Here is a 20,723-nt window from a genome sequence, read left to right as displayed (position 1 = left end):
TTGCCCTTTGGCGGACAGGCGGCGCTGTGCTGCCTGTCCGCACCATCGTGAAGGAAGAAGGAAGCATGGCCATGACGGATATCCCGCGCGCGTTTTTCACCCGGCGACGGATGCTCTCGACGCTCGCAGCCCTGCCCGCCCTTTCCTTCGCCCGCCCGGCATCATCGGGCGAAAAACTCGGCTTCGGCGAACTCTACAAGAGCTTCGGCGTGCTCGGCCTCGAATTCTCCGACAAGGTGAAGCGGCTGAACGGCGCGGAGGTCACCCTCAAGGGCTTCATGGCGCCGCCGCTGAAGGCCGAGGCCAACTTCTTCGTGCTCACGGAAATCCCCATGTCGCTCTGCCCGTTCTGCTCCTCGGATGCCGACTGGCCGGACAATATCCTCGTCGTCTACCTCGCCGAAAAGCAGACCTTCGTGCAATACAATGCGCCCATCGAAACGCATGGCGTACTCGAATATGGTGCCTGGACCGACCCGGAAACCGGCTTCCGCAGCCAGTTGCGCCTGCGCGACGCGGCGTTCAACACGGTCTGACCATGCTGGCGCTCGATATTTCCGGCCTTCAAATGCGCTTTCCCGGCCTTGAAACGCCGGTGCTTTCCATTTCCCGGCTGCATCTTCCCGCAGGCAGCCAGCTTGCCGTCACCGGCGCCTCGGGCTCCGGCAAGAGCACGCTCGTCAACGTCGTCACCGGCCTCGAAACGGCGACGCAAGGGTCCGCCTCATGGGGCGGCACGGACATTGCCGCCCTCTCCGCCGGCAGGCGTGACGCCTTCCGCGCCGCCCATATCGGCCTCGTCATGCAGGATTTTCATCTCTTTCCCGGTCTTTCCGCCTTCGAAAACGTCGTGCTGCCGGCGCGACTCTCCCGCCGCCTGACGCCGGCGATGCGCGAGCGCGCGCACCACCTGCTCGAAACGACGGGCATCGCCCGGCCGGGCCAACCCGTCGAAACACTGTCGCGTGGCGAGATGCAACGCGTCGCGGTGGCACGGGCGCTGTTGTCCAAACCGGGCGTGATCGTCGCGGACGAGCCGACCGCCAGCCTCGACCGCCGCACCGGCGAGGCGATCTCCGAGCTGATCGTACGCCTTGCCCGGCAGGACGGCGCGACGCTCGTCGTCGTCACCCACGATCCGGCGTTGATGGAACGGCTCGATCGGCGCATCGGCCTTGAGGGCGGCCGCATCGTTGCGGACAGCGCGGAGGCGCTGGCAGCATGATCCGCTTCATCCTCGCCGATATCATGCGGTTCAAGGGCGGCGCACTGGCCGTCGTCGTGCTGATCGCGCTCTCGGTCGCGCTCAGCGTCACCGTCACCCTCCAGGAGCGCGCCGTCAGGCTCGGCAGCGCCCGCGCAGCGGAAAAATTCGACCTGCTGGTCGGCGCCGCCGGCAGCGAAACGCAGCTCGCGCTTTCCGCCGTCTTCCTCCAGCCCTCACCGCTGCCGCTGATGGCAGGCAGCGTGCTGGCCAGGCTTTCGGAGGATCCACGCGTAGAATTCGCCGCGCCCGTCGGCTTCGGCGATTCCGCCGACGGTCATCCGGTCGTCGGCACGACGAGCAACCTTATCGCTGCATTGTCGCCGACGCTTGCCGAGGGCGCGATCTTCTCCCATCTCGGCGATGCAGTTATCGGCTCGGATGTACCGAAGCGGATCGGCGCTGAGATCAAGCCGATGCATGGGACGGCAGACCAGGGCGGCCACACCCACACCGAGATCGTCTACACGGTGAGAGGCCGCATGGCCCCGACGGGCACGGCCTGGGACCGCGCCATCCTCGTGCCGATCCGCGCCGTCTGGCAACTGCATGGCATGGCGGGGGACGAAGAGCATGACCACGGCGGCGAAGCGGCTCACGGAGACCATGATCACGAAGCGCCTGTCGAGGCCGATGCCGCGCTCGACGAACATTTCGACGCCGCGACGCCCGGCATTCCCGCCGTCCTCGTCAAGCCCAGATCCATTTCCGATGCCTATCGCCTGCGCCAGGACTATCGCGGCGAGACGACGCTTGCCGTCTTCCCCGCCGAGGTGCTGACCCGCCTCTACGCGACGCTCGGCGATGCCCGCGGCCTGCTGCTTGCCATCGCCATCGGCACGCAGATCATCGTCGTCGCCGCCGTGCTGCTCGTCACCATCATGCATGTCGGCGCCCGGCGGCGGCAGATCGGAGCGCTGAGGGCCTTCGGCGCGCCGCGGCGCTCGATCCTCGCCATCGTCTGGGGCGAACTCTTCCTGCTCTTCCTCGCCGGCCTCGCGCTCGGCATCGCTATCGGCTACTGCGCAGCCCACCTGATATCGGCCAACCTCGCCGCGACGACCGCCATCCGCATGCCGGTGGAATTCGCGCGCGAGGACCTGTCCCTCGTTTTCTGGTTCGTCCTCGCCGCCATACTCGTCTCCATCCTCCCGGCACTCTCGACACTTCGCCTGAGCCCGGCAAGCGCGCTGAGGAGCTGAATTTCAGGCGATCTGTCGATTGGAAGCGTGAACCGCCGACGCGCTTTTGCCAAGGCGAGCTTGGCGCATACGTAAAAATCGGGCTATCCTCCGGGTCAGGGGACAATGCAAGGGGCTGCTGACCGGGAGTCGAAATGACGAACGAGCAACGGCGAAGTTTCCGGCAACGGCTACTCACCCTTGCCGCTGCCAGCATCGGAAGCCTGGTCGCAAGCGCGGTTTCCTTTGGCACCGCCATCTATCACGCGGCCAATCCGGAGCCCCTGCATTCGGCCGCACCGGGAGAAAGGGTCGATACCGGGCAATGGCATGTCACCATCGGCAGCGCCCGCATGAGCCATCTTCCGCCTTCCGGCAGCGAGCCCTTCGAGCCGAAAACCTTCCTGCTCATCGATTTCGAGGCAGACAACCGCTCTGCATCCACGGCTTACTTGCCGGCCAAGCTCTTGACCTTCGCCATCCCGGAGACGGAACTTGCGCCTCCGACCTTCTATCTGGTGCGGGACAAGGCAATCGGGGGCGGCTTGCATCCGGGCCTGCCGGAGAAGTTGACCGCTACCTGGGAATGGCCGGCCGGGCAGGTATTGCCCCGCGAGTTGAAGCTGCTGATAGGGAGCCAGATCTACAAGAAGCGCGACAACCTCTACGGCGCCTCGAACTGGTTCGACCGCGACGCCGTGGCGGTCGTGCCGCTGACTGTGGCCCAGAAGGACGGGAGCGCTGACACGTGACGACGTTCGCGAACATCCTCGCCATTCTTCTGGCCGCAGTGCTGCTTTTCGGCTTGCAGCAATCCACACCCTACTACAGCGAAATCCTCTCGCCGGTGACCGTGCCGGCCGCCGCAGGAAAACCCGCTGAAACCGGGCGCTTCGTTTTCGGTGTCGCCAATGTCCATATGGCCGGGAAGCTGATCGTTTCGAGCTTCGCAGAACCGCGTGTCTATACGACCTCCGGGCGCTGGCTCGTTATCGAGGCGGCGGCGAGGGCGCAAGACGAATCCGTCACCCTCGCCTCTGCCGCATGGCAAGGACCGTCCGGCAGGCGCTTCGCCAGTAGCACGCGCGTCCATGATCCAATCGGCCTTTTGGGATCCGAACGGCTGGAACCGGGTATCCCGCGCCCGATGCTGCTCATCTTCGAGCTGCCTGAAGGCGAGATCGACGGCGGGGTCCTCCTCATCGCCGAAACGCTGGTGACGCCGCTTTCGCAGCAGGCGGAAATCGCCATGACCAAAGTCCCGCCGGAAAATCGGCACGAAATGCTCACCCTTGCACGCGGCGGACGCGTCATGCCCTGGACGCTGGAGGCCGGACCATGAGCACGCCGGTTTCGTCACGGGAAAGACGCGGTTACTGGGCCAGCCTCGCTTCGCTGTTCCTCGTCGTGCCGCTTGCGATCGTCGTCAATTCGGGAGGAAAGGTGCTCTCATGGCTTGGAGAGAGCATGGAACGTCCCATGCCCGTCGCGCATGATGGCAGCGGAACCAGCGGCGGAAGCCGATGGCAGCTTGCCGCCCTTCGCCGGTTGCCCGGACCATTGCCCGACACCAATCTCATCCTCGCGGAAATCAAATTGACCTTTCAGGATGCCGGCACCCTGCGTCAGGCCCTGCCATGCAACGTGACGCTGAGCGATAGCAGGGGGCGTCGGTGGGCGCCGCTCTTCCTGCCCGGCAACTATCTGCGCGAGACTGCGCCCGAAGCCGCGGACCTGCCGCAATGCTCGCTACTGACGGCCGGCGCCAACGGGGCTTCCGTCCGTGTGGCCGAGCTCTATCTCGTGCCGCGGGATGCCGGCGGGTTCACTCTGTCACTCGCCTTGACGGGCCAGCCGGCGCTGCTCCTCCAATAGGCGTGGCCGGTTCATCCTTGCGGGAGACGGCAAATTCCAGCATGGCGGCCAGCAGTGCGATCCGAACCGGATCGAAAAGGATGCCGCCATCGAGCTCAACGGGACTGCCCACGAGAACGCCGAGGATATCGCCGATCCGCTGCCACGTTTCGAACGTGTATGGGCCGAAGAAATGGGTCGTGCCATACCATGTCCAGGCCGTGAGCCAGCCGACGGCCCGGTAGAGGACAATGAAGGCAAGGAGCGCTCCGAGGCCGGCGCCGAGGACCCGGCTGAGGCAGGTCCAGACGGGTTTGTAGCGGCTCCGGTATCCGCCCAGGAAATGCGCAAGGAAATCGTGAAGCCATTTGCGGAACGTCGTGGCGCGAGAGGGTGGCGGTGGCGCGGCAGGCTTTGCCGAAAGGTCGTAGCCGTAGACGATCGCGGCCATGACCAGCCAGATGAGTGGCAGGAGGGCGTAGAAGAATAGGTCCTGCAACCGGATGAGGACATTCGGCTGGCGGAACTCCACCGGCACGTCGCCCCCCGCGGCATGAGCTTCCAGAGTGAAGCCGGCAAGGCTTGCTTCCACGCCTTGCAGGAGAGCGCCGGCACCGATCCAGCCGATCAGGTCGTCCTTCCACTTGTCGAGCGCATAAAGGCCGATGAAGATCCAGCTTGCATCCGCCGCGACGATCAGAAGGCGCAGCCAGGGAGATGGCCTGCGGCTGTTGGCGCGCTTGGCGAGCCAACGCACGACCCAGCAAGCGGCGATCGCCGCAATCAGGCTGCGGGAGCGAAGGAGCTCGAATATCTCCACCCGTTCCCCGAATGCCACGCGATCCAGCGCGAGGCGGGAATATTCGCGCACGGCATCCGCCAGGAAACCCCAGGCTGCATAATAGGCGAAAAACGGCAGTATGGCCGCGGCGGTGATCAGAAGAAGCCGATTGGCCGCCCGCCCCTCGGGCGCGGGCGCCGCGGTCGCAGGGGCTGCGCCACGCAGGGCAGCAAGCGCCGGCAGGCCGGGGCTGAGAGTCGCGAACATGCCGATGACCACGAGCAGCTTGACGAGCACGACGAACGACAGCGTCACCATCCCGCCGAGGGGCGCCCTCAGGCCGACACCAACGGCCGCCTCGAGAAGAAGGGCACGCGCGACGAACCCGAGCGCCCCGATGATCATGAGTTGCGGCCAGAAGCGTGCGAGAAGGCGCGCCGTCAATGCCAGCAGGCCGCCGATGTCCTTGAGCATCGCCATGCCCGAACCTATCCTCAACCTTCCAAGGGCTCAACCCCGGCGGCGCTGACGGCGATCCGAACAAATCCTTTCCCGGAGCCTGGAGGATGCGCCAAACGGCATCCGTCATCCGCCTGTGTCATTTTTAATAGACGGTATGCCGGCACGGAATAAAATAGACGCAATCCATACCAGCGAAAGCACAAGCAACAGCTTGAAAAATAACGACGTTGTATGGGAGGAAAGCAAATGCAATTCGAACCTGAACAGCTTGAGCAGGTCAAGGCGATCTTCGACGACATCACGTCGCAGGAATGGTTTGATCCAGCCGAGAGAGAAGTGTTTGCCAAATATCTTATCGACACCTACCCGATCGGCGCGTTCGACGCGAAACGCCATCGTTCGGTCGTCGAAACATCGGCGCGCATGTTTTATGCGCGACAACCCCCCACGGCGCATTTTTTACGTTCGGGCGGTTGGCTGTAGCCGGCAGGGTATTTATTGCCCGCCGACGACAGCAATGAAAGGTCCCGGCTTGGTCCAGAAGCCGGGGCCTTTCTATTTCCCGCGCTGGCCGATCGGTAAAGCGTCAAGCTGCCGGGCGTCCTTGCAGTCGCCATTGTCCCCGAGAGCTAGCGGATTTTCCGCGCGAGATCCTGAAGCTGCGTAAAGGCATCGTAGCGGGCGGCGTGAAGCGCAGCGGTCTTGCCGCCGGACGGCTGGTAGGTGCGGTCGACGGCCGAAAGCGCGGCCATGGCCGAGCGCATGTCGGGAAAGGCCGTGCCGGCAACGCTGCCGAGAATGGCGGCGCCGAGGAGGACGGGCTCCTCCGCCCGCGTGGCGAGCAGCGGCTTGCCCGTCGCGTCGGCAAGAAGCTGGCGCACGAGATCGAGCTGGCCGGCGCCGCCGCTGATGACGATCCTGTCGACCGGCGCGCCGGCCGCCGCCTGCGCGTCGATGATCTGGCGCAGGCCATAGCCGATGCCGCAGAGGCCGGCGATGTAAAGGGCGACGAGATTGTCGATATCCCGCTCCATGCCGAGGCCGACGATGGCCGCGCGGGCATGGGGATCGGCGAAGGGCGCGCGGTTGCCGAGGAATTCCGGCACGACGTGCAGGCCATCCGCGAGCCTTGCCGCGTCGGAAAGCGTATCCGTCCTTTCCACGGCCAGTTCCGCCAGCAGCACCGGCAGGGAAAGCCCGCGCGATTTCGCCAGCGCCCTGGCCTCGCCCGCCGCCGGGTGAAAGGAGAGCAGCTGCTCGATGGCCGCGCCGGCCGCCGACTGGCCACCTTCGTTGAGCCACATGCCCGGCACCATGGCAGAGAAATAGGGCCCCCAGACGCCGGGCACGAAGACCGGTTCGCGGGTCGAGGTCATGGTGCAGGAGGAGGTGCCGAAGACATAAGCGAGATTGTTCTCCGGCGGACCATCGACGCCGACCGTGCCGATGCCGCCCGCATGGGCATCGATCATGCCGGCCGCGACGGGCGTTCCGACGGCAAGTCCGAGCTCGGCGGCCGCACGTTCCGTCAAGCCGTTGCCGAGCGGCGTTCCGGGTTCGACGACACGCTGGCCGATGCGGGAAAAATCCTCGTCCGCGAGAACACCGAGGCCGATGCCCCGGAAATAGCCCGGATCCCAGCGCTTCTCATGGGCGAGATAGGTCCATTTGCAGGTGACGGTGCAGGTGGAGCGGGCAAGGTCGCCCGTCGAGCGCCAGGTCAGGAAGTCGGCGAGATCGAAGAACTGCCAGGCTGCATCGAAGACCTGCGGGCGGTTTTCCTTCAGCCACAGCAGCTTCGGCGTTTCCATCTCCGGCGAGATGATGCCCCCGACATAGCGCAGCACGTCATGGCCGCCGGCATTGATGCGCTCGACCTGATCCACCGCGCGATGGTCCATCCAGACGATGATGTCGCGTTCCGGGTCTTCCGAAGGGCCGACGGGCAGCGGTTTGCCGCCCTCCCCGAGCACGACCAGCGAGCAGGTCGCATCGAAGCCGATGCCGGCGACCTGATCCGGCGCGATGCCAGCTTTTTCGACGGCCTCGCGCACGGAGGCGCAGACGGCGGACCAGATATCCGTGCTCGACTGTTCGACCATCGCACCCGGTTCGCGGAACAGCGCGATATCGCGTTTGCCGGAGGCCAGCATGCGGCCCGTGAGGTCGAAGAGGCCGGCTCTGGCGCTGCCGGTGCCGACATCCACGCCGACAAGGTAGCGTTCGCCGCCCAGGGGCTGCGCGGAGGAAGGAGTGTTCATGGGTCTACCGCCTGCAATCAGGAATTTTTCGGGCAAGCGGCGTCATGCCGCTTGCCGGGCTTTTAGAGATCGACGCTGTTGGGCAGGATCACGAGATCGCGGATCGTGACGTTGCGCGGCCGGGTCAGCATGAAGAGCACGGCATCGGCCACTTCCTTCGGCTGCATCAGGCTGCCATTGGCGAGCGCCTCGTCCATCTTCTCCTTCGGCCAGTCATCGAGCAGGGCCGTGACGACCGGCCCCGGCAGCACCGCGCCGACGCGCACGCCATGCTGCGCCACCTGACGGCGGGTCGAATGCACGAAGGCCTGCACCGCGAATTTCGAGGCGGTATAGATCGGCTCCCAGACGACGGGCACGACGCCGGCAATCGACGAGGTGAAGAGGATGTCGCCCGTCTTCTTCTCGATCATGTAAGGCAGCACCGCATGAACCGAGCGGAAGGCCGCGTTGATGTTGAGGTTCAGCATGCGGTCCCAGGCATCCGGATCGCCTTCCGCCACCGGCCCGCCGATATAGGCGCCGGCGTTGGCGTGGAAGACGTCCAGCCCGCCGGCGATCTCGAGGATGCGCGGCAGCATGCCGGAGACGTCGGACGGCTTCAGGAGATCGACGACGAGCGGCAGGGCATTGGGGCCGAGCTCCCTGCAGAGCTGTTCCAGCTTGTCCTGCGCGCGGTCGACAAGCACCACCTTCGCGCCTTCGGCCAGCAACGTCCTTGCGCATTCGAGGCCGATGCCGGAGGCGGCGCCGGTGATGGCGGCGATCTTGCCCTTCATGAGGTCAGTCATGGTCTAAAACTCCATTCCAGTGTTCCGTTAGGCGCGGCCGTGGCTGACGCGCGAGCGGCGCGCGAGCGAGTCGACGATCACGGCGATGGCGAGAACGCCGCCGGTGATCATGTAGCGTAGCGAGGACGACAGGTTGAGCAGCGTCAGCCCATTCGAGATCGCCTGGATGACGATGATGCCGAGTAGGGCCGAATAGGCGCTTCCGCGACCGCCGAACAGGCTGGTGCCGCCGATGACGGCTGCGGCGATGGCATTGAGGTTGACGTCGCCCGTGCCGGCCTGCTGGCTCGACGAGGCCAGCCGCGAGGCCGAGAGGATCCCGCCGAGCGCCGCAAGCGTCGAGCAGAGCACGAAGGCGCTCATGTAGATGCGGCGCACATTGATGCCCGAGCGGCGCGCCGCCTCCTTGTTGCCGCCGACGGCGAACATCGACCGGCCCCATTTGGTGCGCGTCAGCGCATAGTTGAGGATGACGGCGAGCGCGACGAAAAGGGCGAACATCCACGGAATGCCGCGGCCGAGATTGAGATAGAAGACGGCGGCTTCCAGCGCGACCGTCAGCACGACGGCCTTGAGGATCAGCGCGCGCATGGGCTGCGCCGAGAGATTGGCGGCCATGCGCTGGCTGCGGGTGCGAAGGCCGCGTCCGATCATCACGAGGCCCGGCACCAGCGCCAGCGTGTAGGACAGCCAGTCGGGCATGATCAGGATCTGGCCGAAGCGCACCAGCGAGGAGGCGTAAGGCAGGTTGATAGAGCCGGTCGGCCCGAGAATGTAGAGCTGCATGCCGAGCAGCGCGAGCAGGCCGGCAAGCGTGGCGACGAAGCTCGGCATGCCGAGGCGATTGTAGAGCGCTGCATAGAGCAGGCCGACGCCCGCACCGACGACGAGCGCCGCCAGGATGGCGCCGACGATCGGCCAGCCCTGGTTGACCCAGAGCACGCCGACCATGGCCGATGCAAGGCCGCTCATGGAGCCGACCGAGAGGTCGATCTCGCCGAGGACGAGCACGCAGACGATGCCGAGCGAGATGACGCCGACGGTGGCGCAGTCGAACAGCAGGTTCACGAGGTTGTTCGGCGCTAGGAAGATCGGGTTCAGCGCGGAAAAGACGATGGAGATGACGACGAGGCCGACGGCGACGGGCAGCATGCCGAGGTCGCCGGAGCGCACGCGGTCGACAAAGCCCCGCGCCATGGCGGCAAGGCTGTCATCGTGGCGCATGCGCTCATCGCTGCGGTCCAGCATCGGCTGGGACGAATTCTGGCTCATGCTGCTCCCCCATGAAGTTCCTGTGCTTCGCCGGCCTTGCGGTCGGCACGACGCGAAACGGAGTTGTCCGTGGCGCCGGTGATGGCGGAAACGAGTTCCTGGTTGGACGAGTCCGGCGTGAAGATGCCGTTATTCTTGCCGAGGCGGAGCACGACGATGCGGTCCGCCACGGCGCGCACGTCCTCCATGTTGTGGCTGATGATGATGACGCCGAGGCCGCGGTCACGCACGCGCTCGATGAGGTTCAGCACCTCGGCCGTCTGCGCGACGCCAAGGGCGGCCGTCGGTTCGTCCAGCATGATGAGCTTCGGGTTGAGCAGCAGCGAGCGGGCGATGGCGACGGTCTGGCGCTGACCGCCGGAAAGCGAGGCGATGGGTTCGCGGACGGACGGGATGCGCGCGGCAAGCTCGCGCAGCAGTGTCCAGGCGCGCACTTCCATGGCGACCTCGTCGAGCGCCCATGGCGACATTTCGTGGCCGAGAAAGAGATTGGCGACGACATCGAGGTTCTCGCAGAGCGCGAGGTCCTGGAAGACGGTGGCGATGCCCATGTCCAGCGCCTTGGCGGGGCTGTCGAGCGAGACCTGCTGGCCGCAAAATTCGATGGTGCCGGAAGACGGCTGGTGCACGCCGGCGAGCACCTTGACGAGGGTCGACTTGCCGGCGCCGTTGTCCCCGACGAGGGCGACGACCTCGCCGGCCTTTACGTCGAGCTCGATATCCGTCAGCGCGGAGACGGCTCCGAAATTCTTGGATACGCCGCTGAGGCGTATGACCGATTGCCCCTTGGCGGGAAGACTGTGCGTGGCTGTCATGGCCCCTGGAACCTTCAAGAAAGACCTTCGACTGATCGGAGCGTCCGGCCGCGCTTTCCACGGCCGGACGCGATGGGCGTGGTTAGTTGATGATGCCGAGTTTGCGGCAACCTTCAACATATTCGCCGGTGCAGACTTCTTCCGGCTTGTTGATGCCCTTGTCGAAGATTTCGGCCTTGATGTTCTCCGCCGTCACCACAGCGGGAACGAACAGTTGCGAAGGCGTCTCGTAGAGCTTGTGCGTGGCTTCCGGGGTCTCGCCCTTGAGCAGCTTGACAGCGACGTTCGCCGCAGCGGCGGCCACGATTTCGGAGGGCTTGGAGATCGTGTTGTACTGATCGCCCGAGATGATGAGCTGGAGCGCCGCGATCGTTGCGTCGTTGCCGGTCACCGGCGGCATTTCCTTGACGCCTGCAGCCTTCAAGGCGGCGATTGCGCCACCGCCGGTGCCGTCATTGGCGGCCACGATGCCCTTGATCTCGTCGCCGAAGCGGGTGATCTGGCCGGCAGCCCATTCCTGTGCCTTCGGCGGCGCCCAGTCCGGCGTGTCGAACTCGGCAAGCGTCTTGTAGGGCGAGGCGGAAAGTGCCTCGTGGATGCCGTCACGGATGAGGCCGGCGGCCGCATCGGTCGGCGAGCCGTTGATCTGCAGCACGCCGGCGCCATCGGGAACGCCCTTGGCCTTCAGGTGCTCGACCAGAGACTGGGCGATCGCCTTGCCGATGCCCTGGTTGTCGAACGAGACGTAGTAGTCGGCCGGCTTGTCCGGGATCGGGCGGTCATAGGCGATGACCTTGACGTCCTGCGACTGGGCGATCTCGACGAGGGCCGCGGCGGCAGCGGAATCGACCGGGTCGAGCACGATGACCTTGGCGCCCTGCGCGATCACCGAGTTGAACTGCTGCTGCTGGAGCGCGACATCGGCATTGGCGTTCTGGTAGATCACCGTGCAGCTCGCGCACAGCTTTTCCATCTCGGCCTTGAAGCCGGGATAGTCGTGCTGCTCGTAGCGGGTCGAGGCCTGGTCGGGCATCAGGAACGCGACAGTCGCGTTTTCCTGGGCGAATGCGGCGCTGCCGAGCGACAGGGCGAGGCCGGTCGATGCGAGCAGGGTGGTAAGCGTCTTCATTGGGTTCCTCCACGGTTGATTTTGGCAGTCATGTTCGCCGGCGACCTCAAGCCGCCAAGGGCAACAGGGCCCGACCCCTCCACGCACCGAGAGCGCGCAGATCATCGTTCGCTGCAGCGACGCTGCAGCGTCCGGTTCGTCGATGCTCCGTCTGACTCCTCCCTTGGGTCAGCCTTGTTGTTCAGGCAACTTCATCGATGAAGCATGTTTGCTCAATCGATGAAGCAAGAATTGTCACCAAACGCTATTGGTGTCAAGGTGGCTTCGAAACGGAGATGAAATGTGAATAAAACGACGCCCGCGAAAAGGACGACCATCTATGATCTGGCAGAGCTGGCCGGCACATCCGCCAGCGCCGTGAGCGCCGTTCTCAACGGCAACTGGAAGAAGCGGCGCATCAGCGCCAAGCTTGCGGAAAAGATCACGAAACTGGCGGAGGAACAGGGCTACGCGGTCAACATGCAGGCAAGCGTGCTGCGTCGTGAGCGATCGAAAATCATCGGCATGATCGTGCCGAAATACGACAACCGCTATTTCGGCTCCATCGTCGAGCAATTCGAGAATCTGGCCCGCGAGCGCGGCCTGTTCCCCATCATCACCTGCACGCGGCGTGATCCCGCGCTGGAGGTCGAGGCGGCGCGTGCCATGCTGTCCTATCAAGTCGACTGCCTGATCGCGACCGGCGCGACCGATCCCGACCGCATCGTCGACCTTTGCGCCGCCGCGGGCGTGCGCACCATCAACCTCGATCTGCCCGGCTCCCGCGCGCCCTCCGTCATCTCCGACAATTATGGCGGGGCATTGGAACTGACGCGGCGGGTGCTTGCCAATTGCGAGCGGGAATATGGCGTGAAGGCCCCTCTCCTCTTCGTGGGCGGCCGCGGCACGGATCACAACACGATGGAGCGTGTGCGCGGTTTTCGCGACGCCCATGCGCAAGCCGGCGTGCCCGTCGATGAGGCGCTGGTGCAAACCTGCGGCTATGCGCCGGAAAAGGCGGAAGGCGTCATGAGGCAACTCGCCGAGCGGACGAGCACCCTGCCGCGCGGCATGTTCGTCAACTCGACGATTTCGCTGGAAGGCGTGATGCGCTGGATCCGCCGGTCCGGCCACTATGCCAAACGCATGCCGCATCTCGGCTGCTTCGACTGGGATCCCTTCGTGGCCATGCTCGGCGACCATATCGAGATGGTGCGCCAGGACGTCCCGAAAATGCTCGAAGCCGTCTTCGACCTCATCGATTCCGGCTCCACCGAACCCTCCGTCATCCAGGTGCCGCCGATCGTCGAGAAGATCGGCTAGGGCCTGGAATCACTGTGCCAGAGCCATTCCCTGTGAAGCCCGGAACTCTGAGCGGCCGCACCAGACAGACTCACGTTGCCTCGAGCACCATGTTGAGCGGCGTTTGGGCGGCGCGCCGGACATGAGCGAATCCGCCCGACCGGATCACTTCGGCCAAGCGCTTCTCACCCGCCTGGGCACCGAGCGCGAGCCCCGTCTCCTGGGCCAGTGAGGTGGGGATGCAGATCATTGTCGAGGCCGAGTAATACAGGCGCCCGACCGGGTTTAGATTGTCCTCCAACACATCCCCCGCCATCGGTTCGACCACCATCCATGTGCCGCCGTCTTTCAGCGCCTTTCTGATATGTGCTGCCGCGCCCTCGGGATCACCCATGTCGTGCAGGCAGTCGAAGCAGGTGATCAGGTCGAAGTCGCGGCCCTCGAAATCCTGCGCCCGACCGACCTCGAACCGCAGGTTCGTCAAACCGTGCGCCAGAGCATGGGCTGTCGCGGCCGCAATCGACGCCGGATGGAAATCGTAGCCGACGAAGCGCGACTTCGGGAACGCCTGCGCCATTAGGATTGTCGACAGCCCGTGCCCGCATCCAACGTCGGCCACCTCCGCCCCCGCCTTCAGCTTGTCAACGACCCCTTCGAGCGCCGGCAGCCACTCCTGCACGAGGGCATTCACATAGCCCGGCCGGAACAGCCTTGCCACGGCGCAGAACATGCAGCCGGCCTGATCGCCCCAAGCGACGCCGCGCCCGGTCTTGAAGGCAGATTGCACCTTCGGCTGGTTCTCGACCATGGCGGCGGCGGTATCGAAAGCGCCGATCAGGTGGACCGGGCTGTCGGGTTCCGCAAAGACGAGCGCCTGCTCGGGCGTCAGCGAGAACCGCCCGTGCTCGTAGCGCACATAACCCGAAGCCGCCTGCGCCGCCAGCCACTCACGCAGGTAGCGCGGCGCGCATTCGGTGGCCTCCGCAAGCTCGTCGGCCGATGCCGGCCCGATCCGCTTGAGGGCATCGTAAAGTCCGAGCGTATCGCCCAATCGCACCAGCGGTACGCTGACCGCGCCCCCGAGATCGGTGAGCACACGGCCCACCAGCTCATTCAGTCTTGCTTCGTCAACCTGTGTCATGTCGGTATCCTCCTGTCTTGCGGGCGGCGTCTGCCGCTCCGTCGAGCCGAGGCTAGGACGCGCCGTGGCGCCGGGCATGAGGCGGCCGTCCTGACAGGCATAGAAATCGGAGGATGCAAGGGACATCTGTCCCGCATGCGCCACCAGGCTATGATGTCGATCCGAGATGGTCGTTTCCGGCGGACAGCGTCATGACGATCGCCTGAGACCGGCTGCGCACGCCGAGCTTGCTGAAGATCATCGACAACTGGTTGCGCACGGTCTTCACGCTCTTGCCGAGACGGTCGGCGATCGCGCGGTTGTCGAGCCCCTCTGCGACGAGGTTCAGGATCGCCACCTCGGCGGGCGTCAGGCCGGCTTCGCGGATTGCGCGGGGCGGTACGGGCCGATCCTGCCCGAGAAAGACGGCGAGTTCGGCATGAAACACCGCCCAGGCCGCCTCATCCGGCAGGAGCACATGGTTCGTGCTCTGCAGCGGCACGAAGCGCGCGCCCGCAATCGCGGCCGCAAGCTTGCAGCCTTCGTTGAACGGCACGCGCATGTCGCCGCGACTGTGCAGGATCAGTGTCGGGACGCGGATCTTTGCCGCAAGGTCGAGCACGTCCAATCCCTGCATGTGCCAAAGCAGTTGCGCCGCGACGTCGGCCGTCGCCGTCACACGCTCGAGATCCCCCCACCAGCGATGCTGTTCGGGTGTTCCGTCGGGTATGAAGAGGTTGGTGAAGAACTGGCAGAATGCCGGGTTCTCACGCCCCCAGCCGATGCGAATGAAATTGACGAGCGTTTCGGCCTCCAGCCGCTCGGCGGCCGTCTGCGCGCGAACCCGCCCACCCTGACCGTAAGCATTGAGAAGCACGAGGTGCGATACGCGCTCGGGATGCCGCAATGCATAGGCGATGGCGAGGGCGCCACCTTGGGAAAGACCGAGAAGGACGAAGCGCGGCTCGTCGATGGACGCGGCCACCGCATCGAGGTCCGCGTGCCATGCTTCGATGGACAGGTCGGCGACATGCCGCTCCGAAAGTCCGCAGCCGCGAGGATCATAGCGCACAAAGCGGTTGCGGGCCGAGAGCGCCTGCAGCCATGGCCGCCAAACAGGGCTTTCGAGATCGTAGTCGACATGGCTCAGCCAGTGCGCCGCGCGCAGGATCACAGGTCCCTTCCCGCACGACGCGACGGCAATACGGGTGCCGTCGGCGGAAGTGCAGAACAGTATGCTTTGGCAGAGTTTCATCCCCTGATGATATCTTAGCGGGTGCTCACGCGACAGGTCGATTCCACAAACGGATCGAGGCCGGAATCCGGCATGGCCTCGTACAGGCTGCCGCGGTTGGTGAACGGAGGCTTCGATTCGACGCTTTCCACTGAGCATCTTTAAAGGCAGATGCATTTGCGGCAAGCGGCGCCTTTCACCCGATGGGGAACGAATCTTCGTCCGCGTCAGCGTCACCTTGTGTGACGACTGCTTCCCCTTGGGCAAGATGTCTGCTGAGCAAGCCCGCATCCTCCAGCGCCTCGACGTCCGGCAGGTCGCGCAGCGTCTGCATGCCGAAGGCGGAAAGGAACGATTTCGTCGTCACATAGGTATATGGCGCACCCGGGCTCGGGTTGCGCGGGCCGGAGGCGAGGAAGTTGGCATTGCGGAGGCTGGCGATGGTGTCCCGACTGACCTCCTTGCCCAAGATCTTCGACAGATCGCTGCGTGTGATCGGCTGGAAATAGGCAATGGCCATCAGAACCATGGCCTCGAAGTCCGATAAAGCGGGGGCGAGACCCCGCGTCGGCGTCTGCGACGCCCGGACCGCAGGCGCGTAAGCGGAACGGCTTCGGTGCTGCCAGCCGCCGGCGACGAAGACGATCTCGTAGGGGCGGTCGCGCAGCTCTTCCTGCAGATCGTCGATCAGGAGATCGATGCTGCAGTTCTGGCCGACGACACGGGCCAGCGTCTCCCGGCCGACCGGCTCGGCCGATGCAAAGACGACCGCCTCGACCCGCATCATCCACTCGCGCCAGCGCAGGTCTGGCGGCAAATCCGCCAGTTCCCGATCAAGGAGATATTCGTCTCCGGCGTTTGCTTGCCGCGCGCGTCCTTTGCTGCCGGTTGTCTTGCCTGCGTCCCCTCCGCTCATCATCACAACCCATAGATACGGAAGGAGGAGCGGCCCGATAGTTCACGCACGCCGCCAAAACCGTCCAGCCGGACGAACAACCGGGTTGCCGCCCAGCGCGAGAGTTGTCCCCCCGGGGCCGAGGCCGCCACGGCATCTTCTTGAAGCAGTTTCCCGATGATGGCTCCCGCTCCCTTGGTGCGCACCTTCGGCGCGACGGCAAGCAACGTGTCGGCGCGCCGCGCGATCTCGCCGGCCGAGCGCAAGGCATCTCCTGTCCCCTCGACCACAGCAAGACAGACGGCGCGGGCAAAGGCGGGGTCACCCGGTCGAACCCGTCCCCTTCCCCCGACTGTGCGGAAGGCGGAGCCGTAGCGCTCCGCCATCAGCAGCGGGACAGCAAAAGGCCATTTCAACATCGCAGCAATCAGCATGTCGGCGAGAGCCCAGGCGAGAGGCTCGGCATCCGTCCGGGCGGCATGGATCGCCGACACCAGTTCCGCCGCGGCAAAGGGAGCCGGCCGGCTGGACTGCAGCGCGGCATCGGCATGATCGACAGCGCCGGCCATCACGTCGTCCCACGCCAATCCCAACAGATCGGCCAGCTCCATCACGCTCTTCGTCGAAAAGCCGGGTTTTCGCGTGGCCAGTTTCTTGTAGGCCAGGAACACCCTGCCCGCCGGACCGGGATTATCGCCAGCAGCCGTCAGCAAAACGGCGTCACGCAGCGCCGCAGCGTCCTCGTTTCGGCCGATCAGTCGAATGGCTGTTGCGGCACATTTCAGGGCCTGGCGCGCGCGCCAGCAGCCGGCCCAAACGGGCGCTTGTCGAACGAGATCATCGAGTGATTTCAGAGCGATGGCAGCCGCGAAGGCGGCAGCGATCTCGTCCGGCTCGCGCCCACGCGGCAGCGCCCAGCCGGGAACCTGCGGCAAGGGCTGAGCGGGAGCAGACGGCGGGACGAAGCGCGAATCCATGCCGAACAGGCTATATCAGCCGTGCGGTTCATGCCATACCGACCGCCAACAACCGCACAGCCGGTTACTAATCCACAACCATACCAGATGCTCGTTCTTGAGGATTTCGCCGTCGAGGCCGGCCGCACGATCTTGTGGCGCGGTTCGGATCGAGGACAAGTCGCGACGGCAAGCCGAAGTGAGCGAGCAGACATATTGCTCAAATATTGCATACAATATGGCGCGCATGTCCGGCTTTAATAGTATTCTAAATCAATAGTTTTTGTAATACAAGTTTCTTGACATTGCATACAAAAATCTAGCATAAAATTCTCAGAGACCCTTCCGGACGACACACATCCCGATATCACCCGAAGCCAGCGAGACCGCCGATGGACGCCGAGAACAGAACCGATCGTCACCTGCTCCCAGGCACGACCCTTGTGCTATCTCGGTCCGAACTCGAAGGATTGGTGACCATGGCCGAAGTTATCGAGGCCGTTGAAGCCGCGCACGCCGATATGTCCAGCGGGACTGCCGCACAGCCGGCGGCAACGGCAATGAAACTTCCTTCGAACACGGGAGCTTTCCTGGCGATGCCGGCCCTTGCCGATCGTCAAGGGCTGGCCGTCGTCAAGCTGCTTGCTGATATTCCCGACAATACCGCGCGTAGCCTTCCGATGCAGCGATCGGTCGCGTTGCTGGTTTCGCAGGAAACGGGCGCGCCAGTGGCAATCTTCCACGGCCAGATTCCGACCCGCATCAGGACTGCGGCAGCCAGCGCCGTGGCCACGCGCCACTTATCGCGTATCGACAGCCGCATACTTGGGCTGATCGGCGCCGGCGACCTAGCCGTCGAGCATGTCCGCGCCATCCGCGAAGTCCGGCCGATCGAGCGCGTGGTGGTCTGGTCGCGCTCGAGCGCCACCGTTGCCCGCTTCATCGAGCGGGTCGGGCGCGATTTCCCCGACCTCGTGCTGGAGGGCGTCGCCTCGCCGGAGGACGTCTTTGCGCAAGCCGATATCGTCTGCACGCTGACCCCGTCGCGAGAGCCTCACGTCAAGGGGGCCTGGTTCAAGCCGGGCCAGCATATCAACGCGGTCGGCGCGCCCCCGCGTCCGGACCATCGCGAGATCGATTCCGCCGGCATGGCAAGGGCGCGGGTATTCCTCGACAGCCTCCCCATGGCCATGCACGACTCGGGCGACCTGCTGCTGGCCATCGCGGAGGGTGCCATCACCGTGGAGCAGGCTTCGACCGAGGTCGGCGACGTCATCACCGGCGCGGCGCCCGGCCGCGCGTCGGCCGATGAGATTACCCTGTTCAACTCAGTCGGCCTCGCCATCCAGGATCTGGCGATCGGCAGCCTTATCGTCGCAAGAGCGCGCGAGAAGGGCGTCGGGAAGGAAATCGATCTCGCCGCCTGAGGTCGAGGCGGGTTTTCGCTCCGGCTCGGAAGGAAAGCCGGATCACATCCACGCTTTACCCGGTTTGCGTGGCATGTTCGCATGCCCGGCGCCGGCTGCGCCGCCATCGCCGACGGCGCCCTGTCGCGCCTCGCCATCAAGGCGCGTCTCCCGCTCACACAGGCGGGCCTGTGTGATGCCCCGTAGAACTACCGACGCCGGCGCGAGGTCTACGAATACCGGCGTTGCGCAAGGGGGGCTAATTTCCTTTCATCAAACTTAGAAAGGAAGACACCATGATCCGCAACATCGTTCTTGCCACCGCACTGCTCGCTCCCCTTGCCGCCACTGCCCAGGAACTGCCGACCGCCCCCTACCTGCCGGTTGCCGTTGCAAGCAAGGCGGCAGAAGCCGCGCTGCAGGCCTGCCTTGCCGAAGGCTACAATGTCAGCGTCGCCATCGTGGCGCGCGACGGCTCGACCAAAGTGCTGCTCAAGGGCGACAATTCTGGTCCGCACACCGGTTCCAGCGCTGAAGGCAAGGCTTTCACCTCGGCTGCTCTTGGCCGCGACACGGCCGGACTTGCTGAATTCATCGCCTCCAAGCCGGCGAACGACGGTCTGCGCGACATGGATGCCCGCATGGTCATTCAGGCCGGCGGCCTGCCGATCAAGTTCGGCAAGGCAACGGTTGGCGGCATCGGTGTCGGCGGCGCGCCGTCGGGCGATATCGACGCTGCTTGCGCGGTTGCCGGCCTGAAGGCCATCGGCGAAGCCGAGTAAACGCACCAAGGACAACGACGCGGCCCGCCTCGCGCGGGCCGCTCCCTTTTCAAGGAGTGTACCTCATGCTGCGCGCGGTCATCGTTCCCATGCTGCTTGCCACAACGATCGCCGCACAAGCGCAAACGGCACCTTCGACATCCGAAATCGCCGCCTACAAGGGGTTGCACCGGGCCGCGCAAAATGGCGACGCCGCTGAAATCAGTCGTTTGGCGGCAGCCGGCATGGACGTCAACGCGCGGGATCGGCAAGGCCGGACACCGGCTCATGTCGCAGCATTCGCCTCCAACGACGATGCGCTACGGGCCCTGGCGCAGGCCGGCGCCGATATGAATGCCCTGGATGGGCAGGCCTATGACGTCGTCACCATCGCCGCGGTGGCCGACGATCCGGAATTGATGTCGCTCGCCATCGCGTTGGGCAACGATCCCAAATTGACGACCAGTCGCTATGCGGGCACGGCGCTGATAGCCGCCGCGCATTTAGGCCGCGTCGAGGTTGTACGCCGCCTGATCGCTGCCGGCGCACCGCTTGATCATGTCAACAATCTCTGCTGGACGGCGCTCATGGAGGCCGTGGTGCTGGGCGACGGCGGTTCCGATCATCAAGAGGTCGTGCGTCTGCTTCTTGACGCAGGCGCCGGTCCGCTGATTGCCGATTGCAACGGGGTCACGGCGGTTTCCCATGCTCGCGCCCGCGGCTACTCGGCAATGGTGAGGCTCCTGGACGGAAATCCCTGACATTCTATGTCTGCGATCCGATCGTAGGACAGATCAATACAACCTTGCGGCTGACGTCTTCATTTCTGCGCCTCTTCCAATGGCCAGATCTCGACGACACCATATGCCACCGCACACGGCACGCACGAGACCTTTCCGATGGCTTCAGCCAGATCGTTGGCCTCGATGAGGGCGAAACCGGCGACCGGCAGGGCCGACGACATGAACGGTCCTTCGCGGGTTTCCAAATGACGGGCCTGCGGATTTCGCACCTGTACCGGTGCGCCGGCTATCCCGATCACCGCGCCTTCCGACAGCAATCTCGCGTCCGCGGCATGGGCTGCATCCCTGACGGGCTGGGGCGTGCGTTGATAATCGGCCGCGTCGCCATATCCGATTGTGATGAACTTGGGCATGGTCTCGTCTCCGTTCAGCGGGGTGGGCATTGCCAGCGCGTTACTGAGAGATACTGCATCGCGCCGCCATCGCCGCAGTGTCGCAAAACTAGTTGCAAATTGCA

22 protein-coding genes are annotated in these 20,723 nt (G+C 64.9%); 11 read left to right on the top strand and 11 right to left on the bottom strand.

Annotated elements, in window-relative coordinates:
* Positions 1-71: 71 nt before the first annotated feature.
* The 6 genes from Q9316_RS22995 (at position 72) to Q9316_RS22970 (ending at position 4,320) form a co-directional block, all read left to right on the top strand.
* Complete coding sequence (locus Q9316_RS22995; RefSeq protein ID WP_371878073.1) at positions 72-536, top strand: hypothetical protein; 465 nt, start codon at positions 72-74, stop codon at positions 534-536.
* A gap of 2 nt (positions 537-538) precedes the next feature.
* Entirely contained in the window at positions 539-1,225 is a 687-nt protein-coding gene (locus Q9316_RS22990) for an ABC transporter ATP-binding protein (RefSeq protein ID WP_306036140.1), read from the top strand.
* Positions 1,222-2,466 carry an ABC transporter permease gene (locus Q9316_RS22985; RefSeq protein WP_306036139.1) on the top strand — a complete coding sequence of 415 codons (1,245 nt, stop codon included), beginning with the start codon at positions 1,222-1,224 and terminating at the stop codon, positions 2,464-2,466. The genes Q9316_RS22990 and Q9316_RS22985 overlap by 4 nt, the downstream gene beginning before the upstream one ends.
* A 134-nt stretch (positions 2,467-2,600) precedes the next feature.
* The gene (locus tag Q9316_RS22980) at positions 2,601-3,197 is read left to right on the top strand and encodes a hypothetical protein (RefSeq protein ID WP_306036138.1); all 597 of its coding nucleotides are present in this window, start codon (positions 2,601-2,603) and stop codon (positions 3,195-3,197) included.
* Entirely contained in the window at positions 3,194-3,787 is a 594-nt protein-coding gene (locus tag Q9316_RS22975; protein WP_306036137.1) for a hypothetical protein, read from the top strand. Before Q9316_RS22980 ends, Q9316_RS22975 begins: the two co-directional genes overlap by 4 nt.
* Entirely contained in the window at positions 3,784-4,320 is a 537-nt protein-coding gene (locus Q9316_RS22970) for a hypothetical protein (RefSeq protein WP_306036136.1), read from the top strand. Before Q9316_RS22975 ends, Q9316_RS22970 begins: the two co-directional genes overlap by 4 nt.
* Here the strand turns inward: Q9316_RS22970 and Q9316_RS22965 are convergent.
* Positions 4,271-5,560 carry a hypothetical protein gene (locus tag Q9316_RS22965; RefSeq protein ID WP_306036135.1) on the bottom strand — a complete coding sequence of 430 codons (1,290 nt, stop codon included), beginning with the start codon at positions 5,558-5,560 and terminating at the stop codon, positions 4,271-4,273. The genes Q9316_RS22970 and Q9316_RS22965 overlap by 50 nt on opposite strands.
* 228 nt (positions 5,561-5,788) lie before the next feature.
* Between Q9316_RS22965 and Q9316_RS22960 the strand changes: the two genes are divergently transcribed.
* The gene (locus tag Q9316_RS22960; protein ID WP_306036134.1) at positions 5,789-6,025 is read left to right on the top strand and encodes a hypothetical protein; all 237 of its coding nucleotides are present in this window, start codon (positions 5,789-5,791) and stop codon (positions 6,023-6,025) included.
* 146 nt (positions 6,026-6,171) lie between these two features.
* Here the strand turns inward: Q9316_RS22960 and Q9316_RS22955 are convergent, their stop codons facing one another.
* The 5 genes from Q9316_RS22955 to Q9316_RS22935 form a co-directional block, all read right to left on the bottom strand.
* Positions 6,172-7,803: an FGGY-family carbohydrate kinase gene (locus Q9316_RS22955; protein ID WP_306036133.1), complete on the bottom strand. Its 1,632-nt coding sequence runs from the start codon at positions 7,801-7,803 to the stop codon at positions 6,172-6,174.
* Positions 7,804-7,865: 62 nt separating this feature from the next.
* Positions 7,866-8,594: an SDR family oxidoreductase gene (locus tag Q9316_RS22950; RefSeq protein WP_306036132.1), complete on the bottom strand. Its 729-nt coding sequence runs from the start codon at positions 8,592-8,594 to the stop codon at positions 7,866-7,868.
* A gap of 27 nt (positions 8,595-8,621) precedes the next feature.
* A complete protein-coding gene (locus Q9316_RS22945) occupies positions 8,622-9,866 on the bottom strand; it encodes a sugar ABC transporter permease (RefSeq protein WP_306036131.1) in 1,245 nt (414 codons plus the stop codon).
* Positions 9,863-10,681, bottom strand: a complete 819-nt coding sequence (locus tag Q9316_RS22940) for an ATP-binding cassette domain-containing protein (RefSeq protein WP_306036130.1) — start codon at positions 10,679-10,681, stop codon at positions 9,863-9,865. Before Q9316_RS22940 ends, Q9316_RS22945 begins: the two co-directional genes overlap by 4 nt.
* Before the next feature lie 82 nt (positions 10,682-10,763).
* Positions 10,764-11,810 carry an ABC transporter substrate-binding protein gene (locus Q9316_RS22935; protein WP_306036129.1) on the bottom strand — a complete coding sequence of 349 codons (1,047 nt, stop codon included), beginning with the start codon at positions 11,808-11,810 and terminating at the stop codon, positions 10,764-10,766.
* Positions 11,811-12,092: 282 nt separating this feature from the next.
* Here Q9316_RS22935 and Q9316_RS22930 point away from each other — a divergent pair, with 282 nt between their 5' ends.
* Positions 12,093-13,112: a LacI family DNA-binding transcriptional regulator gene (locus Q9316_RS22930; RefSeq protein WP_306036128.1), complete on the top strand. Its 1,020-nt coding sequence runs from the start codon at positions 12,093-12,095 to the stop codon at positions 13,110-13,112.
* A gap of 70 nt (positions 13,113-13,182) precedes the next feature.
* On the opposite strand, the gene Q9316_RS22925 is transcribed toward Q9316_RS22930, so the two are convergent.
* The 4 genes from Q9316_RS22925 to Q9316_RS22910 form a co-directional block, all read right to left on the bottom strand.
* Positions 13,183-14,232, bottom strand: a complete 1,050-nt coding sequence (locus Q9316_RS22925; RefSeq protein ID WP_306036127.1) for a methyltransferase domain-containing protein — start codon at positions 14,230-14,232, stop codon at positions 13,183-13,185.
* Positions 14,233-14,380: 148 nt separating this feature from the next.
* Positions 14,381-15,466: an alpha/beta fold hydrolase gene (locus Q9316_RS22920; protein ID WP_306036126.1), complete on the bottom strand. Its 1,086-nt coding sequence runs from the start codon at positions 15,464-15,466 to the stop codon at positions 14,381-14,383.
* A 175-nt stretch (positions 15,467-15,641) separates the two neighbouring features.
* Positions 15,642-16,364 (bottom strand): SMC-Scp complex subunit ScpB, encoded by a 723-nt coding sequence (scpB, locus tag Q9316_RS22915; protein WP_371878072.1) that lies wholly within the window; start codon positions 16,362-16,364, stop codon positions 15,642-15,644.
* Positions 16,364-17,317 (bottom strand): DUF1403 family protein, encoded by a 954-nt coding sequence (locus tag Q9316_RS22910; RefSeq protein ID WP_306036124.1) that lies wholly within the window; start codon positions 17,315-17,317, stop codon positions 16,364-16,366. Before Q9316_RS22910 ends, scpB begins: the two co-directional genes overlap by 1 nt.
* A 371-nt stretch (positions 17,318-17,688) precedes the next feature.
* Between Q9316_RS22910 and Q9316_RS22905 the strand changes: the two genes are divergently transcribed.
* The 3 genes from Q9316_RS22905 to Q9316_RS22895 all read left to right on the top strand — a co-directional run bounded on the left by Q9316_RS22905 (position 17,689) and on the right by Q9316_RS22895 (position 20,224).
* The gene (locus tag Q9316_RS22905) at positions 17,689-18,723 is read left to right on the top strand and encodes an ornithine cyclodeaminase family protein (RefSeq protein ID WP_306036123.1); all 1,035 of its coding nucleotides are present in this window, start codon (positions 17,689-17,691) and stop codon (positions 18,721-18,723) included.
* A 275-nt stretch (positions 18,724-18,998) separates the two neighbouring features.
* The gene (locus tag Q9316_RS22900) at positions 18,999-19,484 is read left to right on the top strand and encodes a GlcG/HbpS family heme-binding protein (protein ID WP_306036122.1); all 486 of its coding nucleotides are present in this window, start codon (positions 18,999-19,001) and stop codon (positions 19,482-19,484) included.
* 65 nt (positions 19,485-19,549) lie between these two features.
* Positions 19,550-20,224, top strand: a complete 675-nt coding sequence (locus Q9316_RS22895) for an ankyrin repeat domain-containing protein (RefSeq protein WP_306036121.1) — start codon at positions 19,550-19,552, stop codon at positions 20,222-20,224.
* Positions 20,225-20,283: 59 nt separating this feature from the next.
* Here the strand turns inward: Q9316_RS22895 and Q9316_RS22890 are convergent, their stop codons facing one another.
* Positions 20,284-20,619 (bottom strand): transcription initiation protein, encoded by a 336-nt coding sequence (locus Q9316_RS22890; RefSeq protein ID WP_306036120.1) that lies wholly within the window; start codon positions 20,617-20,619, stop codon positions 20,284-20,286.
* Positions 20,620-20,723 lie beyond the last annotated feature (104 nt).

Source organism: Shinella zoogloeoides (genome assembly GCF_030733845.1).
GTDB lineage: Bacteria > Pseudomonadota > Alphaproteobacteria > Rhizobiales > Rhizobiaceae > Shinella > Shinella zoogloeoides_C.
This window is presented reverse-complemented; position numbering and strand designations above follow the sequence as displayed.